Origin of the sequence: Marinobacter sp. DUT-3, assembly GCF_050379435.1 — a bacterium.
In the GTDB taxonomy this organism is placed as follows: Bacteria; Pseudomonadota; Gammaproteobacteria; order Pseudomonadales; family Oleiphilaceae; genus Marinobacter.
Map to the genome: position 1 here is coordinate 132574 of NZ_JBNRMG010000004.1, position 19312 is coordinate 151885.

Consider the following 19312-nt stretch of genomic DNA (forward strand, 5'->3'; position numbering starts at 1 on the left):
CGGCGCTAACCTGTCTGCGCCGGCCAATACGGCGACCTTCCGTTTTACGGGATTCTTCTCGCAGTCATTATCTCTGGGGTGTTAGTTCAATGATGATCCGCACACTACTACTGACCTTATTCACCATTGCCCCAGCCTGGGCAGAGAACCTGACGGTGGCCGCCGCTTCGGATTTGAAGTTCGCAATGGATGAGATACTGGACGAATTTCACCTGCAGAACGCCAACCAGACCGTTAAGGTCGTTTATGGTTCTTCCGGCAGATTTCATGCACAGATTAAACACGGCGCCCCGTACGACCTTTATTTCTCGGCGGACATCGCCTATCCGGAACGACTTGAGGAGGCAGGGCTGGCAGCGTCTCCGGTTTATCCCTACGCTGTTGGCCGACTGGTCGTCTGGTCCAGCGCAGAGGGTGAGCCGCTGTCGCTGGCAGACCTGCCCCGAGCTGATATCAAGCGAATAGCCATCGCCAACCCCAGGCACGCTCCTTACGGACAACGCGCGCAGGAAGCCATGGAATCTGCAGGAATCTGGGATAAAGTCGAAGAGCGCCTGGTGCTGGGGAGCAACATTGCCCAGACGGCACAGTTTGTTGAAACCGGTAATGCCGATGCTGGCATCGTGGCGCTGTCGCTGGTGTTGAGCCCGTCACTGGCGGAGGTGGGGCGCTATTCCCTGGTGCCAGGCACCCTGCACTCACCGCTGAAGCAGGGCTTCATCATTACGCGTCGGGCTGCGGACAATGAGCTGGCCTGGCGCTTTGCCGATTTTATCAACAGCGACCAGGCCCGGGCGATAATGGATCGTTACGGATTCGAGTTGCCCGAGAACCCTTAACAAGCCTCCAGGGGCGCGTAGGCCAGCACCAGCCACTTGGCGCCTTCGTCGAAATTCACCTGCACCCGGGTGTGATGCCCCGTACCTTCGCTGTTCATCACGATCCCTTCCCCGAACTTCGGATGACGCACCCGCTGCCCCAGGCTGAAGCCGGATTGCGCCGCGGAATCCTGACTGAACAGGCTTTCGTTGGGGCGCTCCAGCATCGCCGGTCGGCTGACGGTATTGCGCAACCGCACTTCCTGGATGCAGTCACCCGGAATCTCCCGCACAAACCGTGACAGGGCGTTAAACTTCTCCTGCCCGTACAAACGGCGGGATTCCGCGTAAGTAAGCACCAGCTTTTTCATGGCCCGGGTAATACCCACGTAGGCAAGGCGGCGTTCCTCCTCCATGCGCCCCGGCTCTTCCAGGGACATGCTGTGGGGAAACAGGCCCTCTTCCACACCGGCCAGGAACACCAGCGGGAACTCCAGCCCTTTGGCGGAGTGCAGCGTCATCAGCTGGACACTGTCCTCATGGGACTCCGCCTGGGATTCACCCGCGTCCAGCGCCGCCTGGGCGATGAATTCCGCCAACGGATCGACGCCGTCTTCCACCTCAAAATCCGACAGCGCGTTGACCAGTTCTTCCAGGTTCTCCACCCGGGCCTGCCCTTTCTCGCCCTTTTCACTGGCGTGGTAATCTTTCAGCCCACTGGCCTCAATGGTCTGTTTCATCAGGCCATGCAGGGAGGCGTCGTCCACCATCTCTGACAGGTCGTTGATGATCTGCATAAACGACTGTAACCCGGTCTTGGCGCGACCTTTCATCAGCCCAGCTTCCAGCAGCCGCTCGGCGGCCTCCCACAGGGAAATACTCTGGCCCGTGGCCACTTCCCGCAATTCCGCCAGGCTTTTCGCTCCGATCCCCCGCGCCGGCACATTCACCACCCGCTCAAAGGCGGCATCGTCACGGCGGTAGTGCACCAGACGCAGGTATGCCAGGGCGTTGCGGATTTCCTGGCGGTCGTAGAACCGCAAACCACCGTAGACCCGGTAGGGAATGCCCTGGCGCATCAGTGCTTCTTCAAGCACCCGGGACTGGGCGTTGGAGCGATAGAGAATCGCGGATTCACTGCGCAGGTTGCCGTCCAGCGCCCAGCCGGAAATGGTGTCGGCAATGTAGTTGGCTTCATCCTGCTCGTTGAAGGCGGCGTACAGGCTGATCGGCTCGCCGTCCGGCCCGTCGGTCCACAACTCCTTGCCCAGGCGGCCCTGGTTGTTGGCAATCACCGAGTTGGCCGCTTTCAGAATCAGTTGCGTGGACCGGTAATTCTGCTCCAGCTTGATCAGCCGGGCGTTGGGGAAATCCCGCTGATACTGCTGGATGTTCTCGATCTTGGCGCCCCGCCAGCCGTAGATGGACTGGTCGTCATCCCCCACCACGGTCAACGGCACCCGGTTGCTGGCCAGCACCTGCAGCCAGGCGTATTGAATGGTGTTGGTGTCCTGGAACTCGTCCACCAGAATGTGCTGGAAACGGCTCTGGTAATGGGCCAGCAATTCCGGCCGGTGCAGCCACAGCTCGTGGGAGCGCAGCAGCAGTTCGCCGAAATCCACCAGACCGCTTTGCTGGCACAGCTTTTCATACTGACGATAGACAACCAGCATGGTGGAGGTGAAGTGATCGCCGGGATTCTCCTGGATGTGATCCGCCCGCAAGCCCTCATCCTTATGGCTGTTGATGAACCACTGGGCCTGTTTCGGCGGCCAGCGGCTCTCATCAATCCGCATCTCCCGCATCACCCGCTTGACCAGCCGCAGCTGATCGTCGCTGTCCAACACCTGGAAATTCTCTGGCAACCCGGCGTCCTGCCAGTGCGAGCGCAACAGGCGATGGGCAATGCCGTGAAAGGTACCGAACCACAGGCCACGGGCCGGGATATCCATCATCTGTTCAATGCGGTAACGCATCTCCCTGGCGGCCTTGTTGGTGAACGTCACTGCCAGAATCCCGGTTGGCGGCACCCGATCCACCTGCATCAGCCACGCCATCCGGTGCACCAGCACCCGCGTCTTGCCACTGCCGGCACCCGCCAGCACCAGCAGGTGGTCGTTCTGGGCGGTCACGGCCTCGCGTTGGGCGTCGTTGAGGGCGTCGATTATGTGGGAGACATCCATTGAAAAAGTCCGCTATATCCGGTGATTCGAGACGCAGAAGTATAACAGGGACAGTTTCGAGAGACCTCACCCCAAGGGGAATTCTGCATTTAACAACATTTTTCAAACAGGCCAGAGCAGGTCATGGCAAGGGATAAACGCGCGCAACGGCCCGCCTGAAACACTTTGAAACACCAGGATACAAACAAGTGTTTTAAACAGGTGACTCACAAACCTACAATCCACGCCACTTTTACCCGGCTTACCGCGCCAAGGAAATGGACCCCATGCTCTCTGCCCTGAAGATTTCACATAAGCTCGGCTTGTTGGTAACAGTGGCAATCCTCGCCTTTCTGATCAGCCTGACCTTTTCGATTATCACTGACCGGAAAAACTCGTCACGACTTTCAGAGGTTAAAGACCGCCTGTACCCAACCCTGGAATTGACCACCATCAATCTCGGTCAGTTGCGGCTTATGGAGCAGCAGATCAACGGATCCGTCGCCACTGGCGATGATCAGCAACTGAATGAAACGGCCAGATTTAAAACGACCATATCCGAAAACCTGAAAAAGCTTTCCGTCCTGAACCAGGGGCTGTCCCGGGACGTTCGCCAAGTCAGTCAATTGCTCGACACCTATTATTCCGAAGCAACGCGGATAGCCAGCGCGATGATCGAGGGAACCGCGGATTTCTCGAGCATTGGCCGTGAAGCATCGGAAAATGCAAAGCGACTGAAAACGCTGCAAGACACTTTCTCCCGGATGCAGCAAGAAACACGCGCCCGATTCGAAGCTGAAATCAACCATACGCTGCAAGCTTCCGCTGATGCCGGTACGGTCGCTGTCGGCATTCTGGTCACCGCACTGGTCGTCATGATTACGTTGAGTCTGGTGATCGGTCGTTCGATCAGCGCGAGCCTGTCACGCATCATCGGCTCTCTCCGCAACATGGCCTCAGGGGAAGGCGATCTCACATCACGAATTGAGTACCAGGGACGTGATGAATTGAGAGAGCTGGTCGATCACTTCAATCTTTTCGTTGAGAAGCTTCACACATCCTTCGGCACTATTCGCAATGACGTGGCGAAGCTCAACACGGTATCCGGCCAGCTGGGAAGTACCAGCAGCAGGAATCTGGAACTCATCAGCCACCAGTCCCAATCCATTTCTTCCACCCGCAACTCTGTAGATGAACTGGTGATCAGCGTTGAGGAGGTCGCCGGTTTCGCCGCCAGCGCCTCTGAGCAAACCAGAGACGCCGCCAATTTTGCGACCTCGGGACAAGAGAAAGTTGAACGTAATGCCACGTCCATTCGCTTGCTGGTCAGCGAAATCGAATCCACCTCAGAACTGGTCAATCAGTTCGACGAATTCTCCACGAAGGTAGGCGGGCTCCTGGAAACTATTCAGGCGGTTGCCGAACAAACGAACCTGTTGGCTCTGAACGCAGCGATAGAAGCAGCGAGAGCAGGCGAGCACGGTCGCGGCTTTGCCGTTGTTGCAGACGAGGTCAGGGGGCTTGCCGTTCGCACCCACAAGTCCACGGAAGAAATTCAGGGTGTGATTTCAGAGCTGTCAAAACTCTCAACAGCCGCTGTTGAGTCCATGAACAACAGTGTTGGCCGCGCCCACGAGGGCGTCCAGGCAACGACGGAATCAGGCGAAATCCTGAACCAAATACTCACCAGCGTTCAGCAGATAAGCGGGCTCAACGAGCAAATCGCCGCGGCGACCTACGAGCAAAGCACCACTTTCAATCAGATCACCAGCTACATGACCGATATGCACCGAAATGCCGAATCAGTCATGGAGAGCACGGATGAGCTGGATACCGTCAGTGAAGATATCCAGAAAGTCAGCCATGGCCTTCAGTCCGTCGCCAGCCAGTTTCGAGTTTAACTCCAGCAAAGGAACCTACAGATGAAACTCTATTCGAGAGCATTGTGTCTCGCGTCCGCTATTGCCGTCGCTCCGGCATCGGCAAACGACAACACAGACGATGCCCTGGCGCGCATGCAGCAGCAGCTCAATTCCATGCAGCAGCAACTGAACTCCGCCCGGGATACCGGCGTTCGCTTTAACGGGTTCTTCAGTACCGGCTACGCTCGCGCCAGTAATGATGCCGGTTACGCCGGCATCACTGAAGAATCTGAAGTGAATGACCTCAGCCTGTTTGCGCTTCAGGGCACTTTCGAAGTGACCCCAAAAAGCGACATCGTCATGCAGCTGGTTGGTCGCGGCGCCGACGACTGGGACCCCCAGGTTGAATGGGCCTACCTGAGCCATCGACCGACCAATAACCTGCAACTGCGTGCCGGCAAGATGCGTATTCCGTTCTTCATGTACTCGGACTCACTGGAAGTCGGCTACGCCCAACCTTGGGCTCGCCCGCCCCAGAGCGTATACGGTCCGATTGCTGTGACCAGCTACGTGGGAGCAGATGCCAGTTACAACTTCAATTTTGAAAATTCATCGCTGACAGCCAACTTCTTTACCGGCTTTACGGATGAAGATGGCAACTCCGGTGATGTACAGCTTCGCAATATTGCCGGCCTGAACCTGACCTGGACTGACTATGTCTGGAGCATTCGAGGTGTAGCCGCGACCGCTGAGGCAGATATTGATGCGACCAGGCTGGCAGCCCAGGCGCCCCCCGGAGCAAACGTCAACACCGTCCTGGCCGATAATGACCGTGGCAACTTTTACGGCATTGGCGCCAGCTACGATGATGGCAATTGGCAAATCATCAGTGAAGTGACCCGCGTAGAGCTGGACGGTCGATTTGCGGACACGGACTCTGCCTACCTTTCTGTCGGTCACCGTTTTGGCAGCTGGACACCCTACGTGGCATTTGGGTGGGTTGAGAGCAAGGATGACAATGAGCGTGCCGGGTTCGTCACCACCGCCGGCGGAACCGTACTGGCTCCGGAATCAATCCTTAACTTTCAACGCGAAGATTACAGCGTGGGCGCTCGATGGGATATCACCCCTGGCGTAGCGATCAAAGCGGACATCACCCATTCCCGCGGCTTTGACAAGGGCACTGGCAACCTGGACCCGGCCTATATTCTGGCATCGGGCACCAACAGCACCAACGTCTACACCATCAAAATTGACTCGGCATTCTGAGGAGGCCCCATGAAAAAGCTAAGCCTGTTATTTGCGGCCAGCTTGCTGGCCAGCCCTCTGGTGCTTGCAGAGGTTGTGATCATTGGTCACCCGGCCGGTCCTGACAGCATCAGCTCCAATGAAGTGCGCGATCTGTACCTGAACCGCAGCAAAGCCTTGCCGAATGGCCAAAGCGCCCAGCCGTTCGAACTTCCCGAAGGCAACACGGCCCGTGCTGAATTTCACCAGAAAGTGACCGGTCGGAACGACGCCCAGCTCAAGGCCTTCTGGTCCAAGCAGGTGTTTACCGGGCGCGGTCAGCCACCTGAGGAAGCTGGCAGTACGGCGGCGATGAAAGCTCAGGTATCTTCCACGCCTGGCGGAATCGGATACATCGACGATGCCGAAGTGGACGATACGGTCAAGGTTCTCCTGAAACCCTGAGGGCCGGCCCCGAAACAAGAAAAGGCGAGCCACGGCTCGCCTTTTCTGTGTCCATCATTGGGCGATCAGAAGCCTCTGGGAACTGTCTGGGCTTCCACGAATTCAAACAGACCTTCCAAACCACCTTCACGACCAATGCCGGACGCTTTCATACCGCCGAACGGCGCTTCCGGTGTCGGGCCGGTACCGGTGTTCCAACCCACGTGACCGAAACGCAAACCGGCCGCCACCCGCTGGGCGCGTTCGGCGTCGTTGGTGAACACATAAGAGGCCAGACCGAACTCGGTGTCGTTACCCGCTTCGATCACTTCCTCCTCAGTGCGGAACAGCGCCATCGGTACCAGTGGGCCGAAGGTTTCTTCCCGGTAGCAGCACATGTCCCGGTTAACGTCGGTTATCACGGTCGGCGGGAAGAACAGATGGCCTTCACCCAGTTCCTCCGGCTTCTTACCGGCCACAAGACCTGCGCCTTTCTCGAGGGCATCCTCCAGATGGCGTTTGACCTTGTCGAACCCGGCCTTGTTGATCAGCGGGCCGAGGTCCACGTCTTCGGTCAGGCCGTCGCCCACGGTCATTTTGTTGACCCGCTCCGCCAGCTTTTCACCAAACGCATCAGCCACTTTCTCATGGATGAAAATGCGGTTGGCACAGACGCAGGTCTGGCCGCCACCGCGGAACTTGTTGGCAATCAGGTTGTCGGCAGCGGCATCCAGGTCGGCGTCATCGAATACGATGAACGGCGCATTGCCACCCAGCTCCAGGGCCAGTTTCTTCACCTGCTCCGCAGTATCCACCACCAGTTTGCGACCAACCTCGGTGGAACCGGTGAAGCTCAGCATCGGCACATCGGGACTTTCGCACAGTACCTTGCCAATCACGCTGGCCTTGCCCATCACCAGGTTGACCATGCCGTCAGGCAGGTCCACGTGCTTGTCCATCAGACTGAACAGGGCAATCATCGTCAACGGGGTTTCACTGGCGGGCTTGATCACCGACGGGCAGCCGGCGGCCAGGGCGGCGGACAGCTTCTTGGCGATCATGCCGATGGGGAAGTTCCACGGCGTGATCAGCCCGGCCACGCCAATGGGCCGGTAGTGAACGGTCCAGGTGCAGTCCTTGGGCTTTTCGGCCAGGGTGTGGGCGTCCAGCGCCTGGATGTGTTTGGAGCAGTAATCAAAGAAGCCGGCAGCGTAATCCACTTCGCCCTGAGCTTCCTTCAGCGGCTTGCCGTGTTCCATACACAGGATGCGGCCCACTTCTTCCTTGTTTTCCCTGAGCGCATCGCGGATGCCCTCCAGCCAACGGCGGCGGGTTTCCAGGGTGTAAGGATTGGTCAGCCGAAGCGCGGATTTACCCGCTTCCACCGCCGCCACCACATCAGACTCCGGCATGGAGGGTAGGCTGGCAATGACCTTTCCCGTTGCGGGGTTGTAGACGTCAAACGTTTGGCCTTCGGCAGCATCAGACCAGCGACCGCCGATATAGCCAGTCAACTTTTCAAGCAGGGGTGACTCGATCATCTCGGCTCCTTTCATTCAATGATTAACGGTCGAAAAGCAGGGTTCCGTTGGTGTTTGCATCACAGCAGCATGACTCTCATAGTGGATGCAGAAACACGGGCTGTAAAGTAAGACTAAGGTGTTTTGACCACGTGATTTCTGCGCCTATACTCGAAGAACGATCAATTCAGGAGGCCGGCAAATGAAAGCATTTTTCCACCCTGCTCAGGACCAGCATATTCCCAAGACTTACTTTACCCGCGGTCAGATGCGCCAGCCTCAGGAAGTGCCCGACCGCACTGGTCAGATGCTGGATGGTCTGAAGGCCATGGGAGTTCCAGTACTGCAGCCGGCGGACCAGGGTGCAGGGCCGATCTCCAAAGTGCACGATCTCGGCTACCTGCGATTCCTGGAATCTGCCCACCGCCGCTGGATGGAGATTCCCGATGACTGGGGCGACGAGGTGATGTCCAATATCTTTGTGCGTTCACCCAACGCCATGAAGGGCATTCTTGCCGAGGCGGCCCGTTACATGGCGGATGGCAGCTGTCCGATCGGCGCCAATACCTGGGAGGCTGCCTATTGGTCAGCGCAAACCGCGCTGGGCGCTGCCGATGCCCTGATCGCCGGTGAGCGGATCTCCTACGCGGTGTGTCGCCCACCGGGCCATCATGCCCGCAAGGATGCTGCCGGCGGCTTCTGTTACCTCAACAATGCCGCTATTGCCGCCGAACACATGAAAAGCCGGTTCCCGCGCCTGGTGATACTCGATACGGACATGCACCACGGCCAGGGCATTCAGGAAATCTTCTACGACCGCAGTGACGTGCTCTACATCTCGATTCACGGCGACCCGACCAATTTCTATCCAGTGGTCAGCGGGTTCGAGAACGAGCGGGGGGAAGGTGAAGGCTACGGCTACAACATCAATATGCCGATGCCCCATGGTTCGTTGGAAGAGGATTTCTTCGACAAACTGGACGAGGCCCTGGCGGCCATCCGTCTATTCCAGCCGGATGCACTGGTACTGACCCTGGGCTTTGATATCTACAAGGACGACCCACAGGCCAAGGTGTCGGTCTCCTCCGAAGGCTTTTCCCGCATCGGCACCCATGTCCGCCAGACCGGCCTCCCCACCCTGGTGGTGCAGGAAGGCGGTTATGACCTGGATACCCTGAGCGCCAACGTTCAGCAGTTCTTCAAGGGCATCGAAGGGTAACGATCAGGACGCCGGGGCATACACCTTTATGTTGGTATGCCCCTCAGCCTTCAGGTGGCCGGCGTGCATGCGACTCATGGTGCCACGGTCACAGTACAGCAGGTACTGCTTCCCCTGAGGCAACGATTCGATCTGCTGATTCAGCTCGTAGAAAGGAATCTGCAGCACTTCGTTGTTGGTCATCGTCAGGGGTGACTGCTCTCCCTCGGACGGATGGCGTACATCGATGATGACATCGTTGACGTCCGGGGTATGCACCAGCTCCACCTCTTCCGGCGTGGTGGTGGTTTCCAGCAGACGGGCAACCGGTGTTTCTTCACGGTTGTCGATCGCCTGCTGCAGCACCGTCGCATCCATTTCAGCCTCGTCTTCCTCCACCCGGTGCAGTTTCGCCCGGGTAGCCGGCTTCTGGGAAATCACGCCACAATACTCCGGCATGGTACGGGCGTAGGGCTCGGTGCCGATCTCCTTCGCGATCCGGATGATGCTTTCCTTGTCCATGGAGACCAGGGGCCTGAGCACCACCTCGTCACTGGCGCGATCCACCACATTGAGATTGGTCAGGGTCTGGCTGGAGACCTGGGCGACCGCATCACCGGTCACCAGACCCACGGCATTGCTCTGCCGGGCGATGTCCGATGCCGCCTTCAGCATCTGGCGCTTGAGCACCACGCCCCAGTGGCGGTGATTGACCGACCGCATGATTTCGCCAATAACGCCATCGAAGGGCACGGAAATGAACTTGGCGCCATGGGATGAACCGTAGCGCTCCCAGATGTAATGCGTCACCTGGCGAACGCCCACTTCATGGGCCGTACCGCCCAGATTAAAGAACAGGAAGTGGCTGCGAAGGCCCCGGCGCATCATCAGATAGGCGGCCACCGATGAGTCATACCCGCCGGAGACCAGCGTCATCACGGTTTCCACGCTACCCAGGGGATAGCCACCCAGGCCCCGGTGTTTGCGGTGAGCGATGTGATAGCGGTCGTCCTGAATCTCGATACGGACCTCTACCTGGGGAGCCTTCAGATTCACCCCCTGCGGACTGGAGGCCTGCACCAGTGCGCCGCCCACGTGCCGCTCAAGATCAATGGAGCGAAAGTCGTGCTTTCCATGACGCCGCACCCGCACTGCAAAGGTCTTGCCGTTGATGCGCTCGGCAAACGCCTCTACGGCCTTGTCCGCCACATCGTCCATACTGACAAACGGGAACACGGCTATTTCCTGGATCGTGGAGATACCCGGGATGCGCATCAATTCGTCAAGGACCACGCTGGAGAGTCCCCGGCCATCAGGGACTTCCACGGTCACACGGTCCCAACTGCCATCCACCTGGATGTCGCTGTCCTGACGCGACAGCACCTTGCGGATGTTCTGGCGCAGGTGCCGCATTTGCTGGCGACGTACAGGTTTGCTTTTAATGGCGACTTCCGCCGCAGGACGAATCAGGAGTTTCATATATCAGAATTTTGTCGGGTGGCGTATTGGAAAGAATAGGCCTAGTCTAACGGTTTTGACGGATGCCTCAAAATCAGGCATTGCCGTAACACCATAATCAACGACCCGCAGGGCCGACCATTACACCCACTCCGTACAATGTTCAGGAGCCATACTGTTCATGACAGAACCGACCATCAATGCCCTGGTATCACCCGAGGGCAGCCTTGAGATTCTTTCCAACCACGAAGTCAACCGACTGAAAGACAGGAGTGAAGGTGGTCTTTACCGACTCTTCCGTCAGTGTGCCCTGGCGGTTCTGAACACCGGCGTTGAAACCGATGACTGTAAGACCCTGATGGAAGCTCACGCGGACTTTGATGTGCGCCTGGTACCACAGCCACGGGGCCTGAAACTGGAACTGGTGAACGCCCCGGCCCATGCCTTCGTGGATGGCGAAATGCTGAGGGCCATTCGCGAGCACCTGTTCTCAGTGTTGCGGGACATTATCTATTCCTACTCGATTCCGCAGTCCGCGGCCGGCTTTCGGCGGGACGATCCCGAAGACATCACCAACCTGATTTTTCACATTCTGCGCAATGCGCGGGTCCTGCAGGCCGGCCGCCTCCCGGATCTGGTGGTGTGCTGGGGCGGTCACTCCATCAACCAGCAGGAATATCAGTACAGCAAGGAAGTAGGACATCAACTCGGCCTGCGGGCGCTGAGCATCTGCACCGGTTGCGGCCCGGGCGCCATGAAAGGCCCGATGAAGGGCGCCACCATTGGTCACGCCAAGCAGCGGGTGAAGAACGGTCGCTACATCGGTCTGACCGAGCCGGGTATTATCGGCGCCGAGGCGCCCAACCCGATCGTCAACGAACTGGTGATCATGCCGGATATTGAAAAGCGCCTTGAAGCTTTCGTGCGTACCGGTCATGGCGTCATTGTCTTCCCTGGCGGCGTCGGTACCGCCGAGGAGATTCTCTATCTGCTGGGCATTCTCCTGCATCCGGACAATGCCGACCTGCCCTTCCCGGTGGTTTTCACCGGCCAGCAGGAAAACGCCGAATACTTCGAGATGATCGACCAGTTCATCCGCAATGCCCTGGGTGACGAGGCCGCCAGCAAGTATGAAATCATCATTGATGATCCGGGGCGGGTGGCGCAAACCATGAAGGACGGCATGAAAGAAGTGGAAACCTTCCGCCGCGCCATGCAGGACGCCTATTACTTCAACTGGATGCTGAAAATCGATCCGGTGTTCCAGCTACCCTTCGAACCCAATCATGAAAACATGCTGGCACTGGAACTGCACCGGGACCAGCCGGTGCACATGATAGCCGCCAACCTGCGCAAGGCCTTCAGCGGTATTGTGGCGGGGAACGTCAAGGAAAGCGGTATCAGACAGGTGCAGCAAAAGGGGCCGTTTGAAATTTCCGGTGACCCCAATCTGATCAAGCCCCTGGAGGCCATGCTTGAGCAGTTCGTGGCCCAGGACCGGATGAAACTGCCCGGTTCCAGTTGCTACAAACCCAGCTACCGGATTGTCAGCGGGGCGGCCTGAACCGGCCCGCTGAGCCCCCTAAGGTATTGCCCGTGATTACTGGCCACCTGCGGGCAAGCTGGCGTAATAAGCCGCCAGATTGGCGATGTCCTCATCGCTCAGGCCCGTCGCCTGGCCCTGCATGATGGCTGCCTGACCACCGGAACGCTGCTTGTTTTTATAGGCTTTGAGGGCTGACACCAGGTACTGCTCGTTCTGACCCGCCAGGTTCGGATACCCCGGAATGGCAGCAATACCGTTTTTCCCGTGACACGCGGCACAGACAGCAGCCTTGGCCTTGCCCGCTTCCGCATCGGCAGCGGCAACCAGGGCCGGAGCCATGGCGCCAAGTACAAACAAACCGGCAATGGTATAGTGTTTCAAGCTCATTAATTTTACCCTCTCATCGTTTTTATATACGGCGTCCGAAGAACATCAAACTGCGTGAACTTATAGCACAGAGCCTTCAAACCTCAAATGCGTTATGTCAAGGCAATGCGGAGACCTGAAAATGCCCATAAAGGCCCAAGAACTCGAATGCCTGGAAGGCCGCATCGGCCTGATCACCCTGGATTCACCCGCCACCCTGAACGCGCTTTCCGGAGACATGATCGATGCCGCCCAGACCACTCTTGACCGTTGGGCCGACGATGACCGGATTGCACTGGTAGCCTTGCAGGGCGCGGGGAGCCGGGCTTTTTGCGCAGGCGGTGACATCCGCCAGTTATACGACGCCATGACCAGCACCGATGAGTCCGTTCCCGCTGCGGACTTCTTCGCCCGTGAATACCGGCTGGACTATACCCTTCATCGCTTCCCGAAACCGGTGATCGGCATCGGCCATGGGGTGATTATGGGCGGAGGCCTGGGCCTTCTGAGCGGCTGCCGTTACCGGCTGATCACTCCGGACGTCACCATGGCGATGCCGGAAATAGCCATTGGTCTGTTCCCCGATGTGGGCGCAAGCTGGTTCCTCAATCGTCTGCCCGGGCGACTGGGGCTGTTCATGGGGCTGACCGGATGCCGGCTGAACGCCTCCGATGCCATACGGGTCGGCCTGGCGGACATGGTGGTTCGTCCGGAAGAGCAAACGTCCCTGCTGGAGCGCTTGCAGAACGAACGCTGGACCGGGGAGTCGGCAGCGGACGACAACCGGCTGTTCCGCTTGCTTAACCAGTTGGATGGTGTGGATTACCGGTCCCTCGGCTCCGGCGAACTGGCGAACCATGAACAGGCCATCGCCAGACTGGGTGCGGGTGACGACCTGGCCGCCATTGTCGACCGCCTGATCTCGGCGGACATCAACAGCGACTGGTGGGAAAGCGCTGTCCACAACCTGAGAACCGGATGCCCGGTGTCTATGTGGCTGGTGTGGCACCAGCTCAAACGCGCGCAACAGATGCCGCTCAAGGACGTCTTCCGGATGGAACTGGCGATGGCCGCCGAATGCACCCGTCGCCCGGATCTGGCGGAGGGCATACGGGCACGGATGGTGGACAAGGACCACAACCCCAGATGGTCATTCAACACGCTTCAGGAGGTGCCGGAGGAAGTGATCGACGCACACTTCCACCCGGAGTGGGATGACGAGACCGATCCGATGACGTTGGGATAATCGCCAACCAGCCACCTTCGTGCGGTCATTCTCTGAATGGAGACGTAATGAATCCAAAGACGCCTCTTGGCGGCCTGTTGCTCAGACTCTTCCCGTTCCTGGCATGGCCCGCGCCCACCAAAGGCCAGATAAGAGCAGATGCCATTGCGGGCATAACCGTTGGCCTGGTATTGGTGCCCCAGGCACTGGCCTATGCCCAGCTCGCCGGCATGCCTCCGGTCACCGGCCTCTACGCTGCCTTGCTGCCCGGCATTGTCGGAGCGCTGTTCGGATCGTCCTCTCTGCTCGCGGTAGGGCCGGTTGCACTGACAAGCCTGCTGACCTTCGCCGCCCTGCAACCATTGGCCGCCGCAGGCTCGCCAGAGTGGATCGCCATGGCGATATGGCTCGCCGTCTATTCCGGTCTGATGCAGTTTTTCATGGGCGCCTTCCGGATGGGCATTCTCGCCAATCTGGTATCAAACGCGGTCGTCCAGGGTTTCGTCAATGCCGCCGCGGTTATCATTATTATTTCCCAGTTGCCGGCGCTATTGGGCTTTGCCTCCGGCGCTGATGGCCACTGGTTGTCACACATCACCCAAGCGTGGCGGGATGAACCTGTGCGCCTGGCGGTGACCGCCGGTTTCGGCGTGGGTACTGTGCTGGCCCTGGTTGCACTCAAACGGTTTTCTTCACGGCTGCCCGGTGTGATGATCGTGTGCCTGATTGGGGTCGCAGCGAGCCTGCTGGCAGGGTTTGACGGACTGGGTGGCGCCATCGTCGGCTCCATCGACAGTGGCCTGCCGGCGCTGACACTGCCTTTCACCCTTTCACTGGATCAGCATCTGGCTCTGTTGCTGCCAGCTGCCATTATCGCCCTGATCAGCTTTACCGAGGCGATGTCGAGTTGCCGTACCATGTCCCGGATAACAGGCGAATCCTGGAACCGCAATCAGGAGCTCATCGGCCAGGGCCTGGCAAAAATAGCCAGTGGCTTCAGCGGCGCCTTTCCGGTCAGCGGCTCCTTTTCACGCACCGCACTGAACGCCTACAGCGGCGCCAAAACCGCCAGGGCAACCCTCCTGGCATCGCTGATCGTGCTGATTTCCCTGTTCGGACTGACGGAGCTGTTGTATCACCTGCCCACGGCGGTCCTGGCCGCCATCATTATCGTGCCGGTCACCCAACTGATCGATATCCGGTCACTGACCCGACTCTGCCGGGACAACCCCAAGGACGGCTTTGTTGCGCTGGTCACACTGATCGTGACCCTGGCGACCGTACCCAATCTGTATTGGGGAATCCTGGCGGGAATGGGCGCCTCCCTGCTGGCATTCCTCCACCACCACGCCATGCCCCGCATTATTGAATTGGGTGTCCATGAGAGCGGCGGTTTTCGCGACCGAAAACTCTACGAGCTTCCGCCCATTGCCGAGGGGGTGCTGGGCGTGCGCATGGACGCATCACTGACCTATCTGACCGCCCCGATGCTCGAGCGCTACATCCGCAAAAAAGTAGACGCCGATCCGGACATTCGAGTGCTGCTGATCTCGGCATCGTCACTGAACCAGGTGGATTCCACGGGGCTCGACACGCTACGGGATATCTGGTCTTTCCTTGACTCAAGAGGCATCACGCTTTGCCTGTCCGGCCCCAAACTTGCCGTCCGGGAAGCGCTTTCACGGTCAGGGCTCTCACAACTGATCAGGGAAGAACATATCTATGCCACTGATGAGAAGGCCATTGACTCACTGACCTGAGCCCGGTGAACCCGAGTAAGGCCGATCTATAACGTTGCACCCGCCTGGATCAACAGCATCTCCAGGTCACGGTTGCCATTTTCCCGGGCCACATCCAGGGCAGTCATGCCATCCCCGGACCGGTAGTTCACGTCAGCCCCTGCCGCCAGCAACATTTCCGCCGTGAGCATGTCGCCACTGTCGACCACGTGCATCAGCAAGGAGCGGCCGCCCTGGCTGACGTTGACATTGGCGCCGGCCGCCAGCAGCACCCTCACCACCGACAGATGGCCATTTCTGGCAGCCCGGATCACCGCCGTGGAGCCGTCCGCATCCGTGGCATTCACTTTGGCTCCGGCGGACAGGAATAACTCAACCAGCCGACGGTTGCCGTTCTGTGCAGCGACCATCAACGGCGTCTCACCGCCGTCATCCGTTGCCATCGCTGCCCTGACCTCCGGGCTGATGCCCGTCTCGGGATCGGAGGCACAGCCGGCAGCAAACAGGCTGAAAACAAGGGATAGAATGAATACGGGATGAACGGCGCCAGCTTCCTTGGCCATGATAGGGTCTCTGTTGGTTATTATGGTCCGTATTCTGGGCAGCTCTGGCGGGCAATTAAATCGAGCCGGTCACAAGTTCCGTGACTGTTGCAGGAGTTTGCCCGTCAATTGGCGTAACCGGGTCTCACCGTCCTTCTGTCCACGACACAAACCGGCGTGCTGGAGTTCGGGCCAGGACCAGCCCTGAGTCACCCGACGACACCACAGATCCGCATCGTCACTCACGGCCAGAATGCTGGAAAAGCCCTGCGTCAGACTGACTTTCCGCAAAACCGGAACCGTCAGTTCAAAGCCACGATAGCCGTCGGCAAAGCTATGGAGGTCCCGAACATCGTCCTCACTCAATGCGACGCTGGTCGCCAGCTCGGCCGTCATCAGCCGCAACACCCCTGGCTCCATATCCCGCCAGTTCAGGGGAACCAGCGTCGGCCAGTGTTCCGACAGCCGGTCGTTGAGCTTTGATACCAGCGCCCGGGCGCCATCCGAGGTGCCAACCAGCATCTGGACCGGATACTCGCCGCTGCTGGCTTCGCGCTTCATGCCGGCGCGGACAAGGGTCAGTCCGGCTCGTTGCCAGAAACGGATCAATGCCTCACTGCCCCCGAAACTGGTGCCCAGACCATCGTAACCGGCAGCCTCGGCATACTCGGCGGCCCTGGCCACCAGTTGCTTGCCAAGGCCACGGAACCGGCACTGTTCGCTCACCGCGATCCGCACCACACGCAACCAGGAGCGGGACGCCGCTTCCGCAAAGCCACTGTGATTGGCCAGGGACTGCGGCAACAGGTGCCCCCGCAGACGACGGCTGCCGCGCATCACCTGTCCGGCCAGTTCCGGAGACAAGCCACCCTCACGGGCGGCCCAAAGCACTCCCGCCAGCTGGCCGTTGATCGTCAGTCGCCAACTGATAGCGTCCGGATCATCCACCCACTGGCGCAAATCAGCGGGTGTGGTCCGATAGTGGGCATTGATCAGCAGGCCAAAGGCTTCCGCCAGATCCTGCTCGCTGGCGTGGGCCGGTGACCAGCGCTCAATGCTGACCTCCCCGGACTCCGGCACCTCGGCCGGGGCATCCGCGTCCAGCAGGAAAAGTCTGGCAATCAACGGTTCCAGGGGGTCGGAACCGGACCAGCGTATCGGGGTTTTGAGGGTGGTCTTCCGCCACTGGGGCGTTTGTGTGTCGAGCACCTTGCGGAAGCGGATGGCAAAGCCCCGGCCTGCCCCTTCATAGCCGTGAACGGTCGACGCAAACACCACACGAGGCCAGCCCAGCAGTATCCGCGCCAGGCGGTTGGCGGGAATGGCGGCGGCTTCGTCGACCATCACCAATTCCGCGTCTGGCTTCCCGTCCAGCAATTGATCCGGTGTCAGGTAACTGAGCCGGCCACCATTGGCGAGAACAACATCCCCTTCCGGGGTGTCCGTATAACCGGAATCACCCGCAGCCAGGCGGGCATGGCGGAACAGGGTTGCCACGGATTCCTCCGTTGGCGCCGTCACCATCACCTGACGCCGCCCCTGTTCCAATAACTTGATGGCCGCCATGCCCAGCGCGGCAGACTTGCCCCGCCCCCGATCCGCGGTAATCACCAGCGGGCGCCGCCGGCGCCCCTGCCCGGTCTGCACCAGATTATCAACGAGGCGTCGTTGATCCCCGGATTCCATGATTTCAAACGGGGTTTGCGGCACCGGCACCGCCGGTAAATCAACTACTCCACCCTGCTGCGGATCTACGCGGATGACATCGGGTGAGCTCGCCAGAAGTTCGGACATCCGGGCTGCAAAGGGGTGATCATCCGCGCCATCCAGTCCGGTACGGCGATAATCCGGATCGTCAAAACCGGCCCATTGAGCCAGGGGCGGCATCAACCAGAACAGCAAGCCACCCGCTTTCAGGGTGCCCGCCAGCGCGGCGAGACTGTCCGGCGGATTGCCGTGCCAGCCATCCCACACCACTAAATCCAGCTCCCCCCCGAGCCATTGCCGGCCTTCAACCGGGCGGATAGCACACAACTCGCTACAGGGGGACTCGTCGGCAGGGCCGCTCCAGACGCCAGCCAGAGCGTCACCTTCCGGCCACCGGTCAAACAGGGCCCGCAACCAGGCCACGGCGGCCTGACGGTCGCCCTCAATCAATACCAGGCGACGGTGGCCGGCCGCCATCAACTGCTTGCGAAGACGCAGCCAGGCAGCTCCATCCACGGGTTCTGATGTCTGAATCAATGACACAACCTCTGCTTAGCGGACTCCAGATAACTCAGGCCCGCCTCATGCCCCTGCCGGTAACCGGTATCCAGGTACGCCTGCTTTCGGGTCAGTCGGCCCACGGGGAAGTCTTCAGGGGGTGCAATCACCCTAATACGACAATCTTCGGGCGGGTTGAGAATGAAGGTCAGGGTGGCGTTGTATCGCTCCGCACGATGGAGTGAGGCTTCCGCCAGTGCCGGATAATCACGGAAAATCCGCTGGGAAACAGACGGGAACCTGGACGGTTTCTTGCGGTAGCCAAGGGGCCGGGACAGCACCACGGTAATGTCCCTGGCACCATCCTCGTAGGCCTTGATGACCGGAATGGAATCCGCCAGACCGCCATCGGTCATGGGTTCGCCATTGACGGTTGGGTAATCACGAAAAGCAATGGGTATCGAGCAGGAGGCGGTGAACACATCGTGCAGGTTGTGTTCATCAATCCGGAAATAACAGGCTTCGCCCGTGCGGATCGAGGTCGTCGTCACCCACAGCTCGGTGTCCCCCTCCAGATATTTCCGAAGGTTCAGCGGCACGTCTGAAAAGGACTGGTGCCACAGCCAGTGTACGTCGCACAAATGCCCACCGCGGATAAACCGCGCCCAGTCAATGAATTCGCGCTGGCAGGCATGGCCCGTAATAACTTTCCGGCTGCGGCCGTGATCACCCGACAGGTAGCTGATCAGGTTGGTGGAGCCCGCAGAAACGCCATATGCCCGTGCAAAGGGCTGAAATTCATGCTCGAGGAAGGCGTCAAGGACACCGGCAGCGAAGATACCCCGCATGGCGCCACCTTCGACCACCAGAGCCGGCGATGTTTCGGTTTCACTCATGGCATGTGTGGCAGGTCGGTCGGATGTCATCATAGCGATGCATTTTATCAGAAATGACCGTGATAACGTCCGCCTTTACGCTATCAGAACAGGAAAAGGCCGGT

The 19312-nt window shown here is 59.2% G+C and carries 15 protein-coding genes; 8 read left to right on the top strand and 7 right to left on the bottom strand.

Going from position 1 to position 19312, the window contains the following annotated elements; genetic code table 11:
- Window positions 1–89 precede the first annotated feature (89 nt).
- Entirely contained in the window at window positions 90–839 is a 750-nt protein-coding gene (gene modA / locus ACQUWM_RS08960) for a molybdate ABC transporter substrate-binding protein (RefSeq protein WP_407002927.1), read from the top strand.
- Here the strand turns inward: modA and uvrD are convergent.
- Window positions 836–3001 (bottom strand): DNA helicase II, encoded by a 2166-nt coding sequence (gene uvrD, locus ACQUWM_RS08965; protein ID WP_407002928.1) that lies wholly within the window; start codon window positions 2999–3001, stop codon window positions 836–838. The two genes, modA and uvrD, sit on opposite strands and share 4 nt — an antisense overlap.
- A 266-nt stretch (window positions 3002–3267) precedes the next feature.
- Between uvrD and ACQUWM_RS08970 the strand changes: the two genes are divergently transcribed.
- From ACQUWM_RS08970 to ACQUWM_RS08980, 3 genes are read left to right on the top strand one after another with little or no spacing between them, the layout of a single operon-like run.
- A complete protein-coding gene (locus tag ACQUWM_RS08970; protein ID WP_428921888.1) occupies window positions 3268–4881 on the top strand; it encodes a methyl-accepting chemotaxis protein in 1614 nt (537 codons plus the stop codon).
- 21 nt (window positions 4882–4902) lie between these two features.
- A complete protein-coding gene (locus ACQUWM_RS08975) occupies window positions 4903–6111 on the top strand; it encodes a hypothetical protein (RefSeq protein WP_428921889.1) in 1209 nt (402 codons plus the stop codon).
- 9 nt (window positions 6112–6120) lie between these two features.
- Window positions 6121–6534 carry a phosphate ABC transporter substrate-binding protein gene (locus ACQUWM_RS08980; protein WP_407002931.1) on the top strand — a complete coding sequence of 138 codons (414 nt, stop codon included), beginning with the start codon at window positions 6121–6123 and terminating at the stop codon, window positions 6532–6534.
- 65 nt (window positions 6535–6599) lie between these two features.
- Here ACQUWM_RS08980 and ACQUWM_RS08985 read toward each other — a convergent pair whose 3' ends face one another.
- On the bottom strand, window positions 6600–8054 hold the full coding sequence (locus ACQUWM_RS08985; RefSeq protein ID WP_407002932.1) for an NAD-dependent succinate-semialdehyde dehydrogenase: 1455 nt from the start codon (window positions 8052–8054) through the stop codon (window positions 6600–6602).
- 181 nt (window positions 8055–8235) lie between these two features.
- Between ACQUWM_RS08985 and ACQUWM_RS08990 the strand changes: the two genes are divergently transcribed.
- Window positions 8236–9252, top strand: coding sequence for a histone deacetylase family protein (locus ACQUWM_RS08990; protein ID WP_428921890.1), 1017 nt, complete (start codon window positions 8236–8238; stop codon window positions 9250–9252).
- Window positions 9253–9255: 3 nt separating this feature from the next.
- Here the strand turns inward: ACQUWM_RS08990 and thiI are convergent, their stop codons facing one another.
- Complete coding sequence (gene thiI, locus ACQUWM_RS08995) at window positions 9256–10710, bottom strand: tRNA uracil 4-sulfurtransferase ThiI (RefSeq protein WP_407002934.1); 1455 nt, start codon at window positions 10708–10710, stop codon at window positions 9256–9258.
- A 160-nt stretch (window positions 10711–10870) separates the two neighbouring features.
- Here thiI and ppnN point away from each other — a divergent pair, with 160 nt between their 5' ends.
- The gene (ppnN, locus tag ACQUWM_RS09000; RefSeq protein ID WP_407002935.1) at window positions 10871–12253 is read left to right on the top strand and encodes a nucleotide 5'-monophosphate nucleosidase PpnN; all 1383 of its coding nucleotides are present in this window, start codon (window positions 10871–10873) and stop codon (window positions 12251–12253) included.
- Window positions 12254–12289: 36 nt separating this feature from the next.
- On the opposite strand, the gene ACQUWM_RS09005 is transcribed toward ppnN, so the two are convergent.
- On the bottom strand, window positions 12290–12622 hold the full coding sequence (locus ACQUWM_RS09005; RefSeq protein ID WP_428921891.1) for a c-type cytochrome: 333 nt from the start codon (window positions 12620–12622) through the stop codon (window positions 12290–12292).
- A gap of 121 nt (window positions 12623–12743) precedes the next feature.
- On the opposite strand from ACQUWM_RS09005, the gene ACQUWM_RS09010 reads away from it, so the two are divergent.
- Together ACQUWM_RS09010 and ACQUWM_RS09015 are read left to right on the top strand one after the other, a co-directional pair.
- On the top strand, window positions 12744–13847 hold the full coding sequence (locus ACQUWM_RS09010; protein ID WP_428921892.1) for an enoyl-CoA hydratase/isomerase family protein: 1104 nt from the start codon (window positions 12744–12746) through the stop codon (window positions 13845–13847).
- A 47-nt stretch (window positions 13848–13894) separates the two neighbouring features.
- Window positions 13895–15586: a SulP family inorganic anion transporter gene (locus ACQUWM_RS09015; protein WP_428921893.1), complete on the top strand. Its 1692-nt coding sequence runs from the start codon at window positions 13895–13897 to the stop codon at window positions 15584–15586.
- A gap of 26 nt (window positions 15587–15612) precedes the next feature.
- Here ACQUWM_RS09015 and ACQUWM_RS09020 read toward each other — a convergent pair whose 3' ends face one another.
- From ACQUWM_RS09020 to ACQUWM_RS09030, 3 genes are all read right to left on the bottom strand, one after another.
- Entirely contained in the window at window positions 15613–16128 is a 516-nt protein-coding gene (locus ACQUWM_RS09020; protein WP_407002939.1) for an ankyrin repeat domain-containing protein, read from the bottom strand.
- 69 nt (window positions 16129–16197) lie between these two features.
- Entirely contained in the window at window positions 16198–18357 is a 2160-nt protein-coding gene (locus tag ACQUWM_RS09025) for a tRNA(Met) cytidine acetyltransferase TmcA (RefSeq protein WP_428921894.1), read from the bottom strand.
- A complete protein-coding gene (locus ACQUWM_RS09030; RefSeq protein WP_407002941.1) occupies window positions 18348–19208 on the bottom strand; it encodes a patatin-like phospholipase family protein in 861 nt (286 codons plus the stop codon). Before ACQUWM_RS09030 ends, ACQUWM_RS09025 begins: the two co-directional genes overlap by 10 nt.
- Between the last annotated feature and the right edge of the window lie 104 nt (window positions 19209–19312).

Bases quoted from the DNA above. Each gene is read 5' to 3' on its own strand.
- uvrD (WP_407002928.1), bottom strand. From the start codon at position 3,001: ATGGATGTCTCCCACATAATCGACGCCCTCAACGACGCCCAACGCGAG.
- ACQUWM_RS08975 (WP_428921889.1), top strand. From the start codon at position 4,903: ATGAAACTCTATTCGAGAGCATTGTGTCTCGCGTCCGCTATTGCCGTC.
- ACQUWM_RS08970 (WP_428921888.1), top strand. From the start codon at position 3,268: ATGCTCTCTGCCCTGAAGATTTCACATAAGCTCGGCTTGTTGGTAACA.
- ACQUWM_RS09010 (WP_428921892.1), top strand. From the start codon at position 12,744: ATGCCCATAAAGGCCCAAGAACTCGAATGCCTGGAAGGCCGCATCGGC.
- ACQUWM_RS08980 (WP_407002931.1), top strand. From the start codon at position 6,121: ATGAAAAAGCTAAGCCTGTTATTTGCGGCCAGCTTGCTGGCCAGCCCT.
- ACQUWM_RS08985 (WP_407002932.1), bottom strand. From the start codon at position 8,054: ATGATCGAGTCACCCCTGCTTGAAAAGTTGACTGGCTATATCGGCGGT.
- thiI (WP_407002934.1), bottom strand. From the start codon at position 10,710: ATGAAACTCCTGATTCGTCCTGCGGCGGAAGTCGCCATTAAAAGCAAA.
- ACQUWM_RS08990 (WP_428921890.1), top strand. From the start codon at position 8,236: ATGAAAGCATTTTTCCACCCTGCTCAGGACCAGCATATTCCCAAGACT.
- ACQUWM_RS09015 (WP_428921893.1), top strand. From the start codon at position 13,895: ATGAATCCAAAGACGCCTCTTGGCGGCCTGTTGCTCAGACTCTTCCCG.
- modA (WP_407002927.1), top strand. From the start codon at position 90: ATGATGATCCGCACACTACTACTGACCTTATTCACCATTGCCCCAGCC.
- ACQUWM_RS09030 (WP_407002941.1), bottom strand. From the start codon at position 19,208: ATGAGTGAAACCGAAACATCGCCGGCTCTGGTGGTCGAAGGTGGCGCC.
- ACQUWM_RS09005 (WP_428921891.1), bottom strand. From the start codon at position 12,622: ATGAGCTTGAAACACTATACCATTGCCGGTTTGTTTGTACTTGGCGCC.
- ACQUWM_RS09020 (WP_407002939.1), bottom strand. From the start codon at position 16,128: ATGGCCAAGGAAGCTGGCGCCGTTCATCCCGTATTCATTCTATCCCTT.
- ppnN (WP_407002935.1), top strand. From the start codon at position 10,871: ATGACAGAACCGACCATCAATGCCCTGGTATCACCCGAGGGCAGCCTT.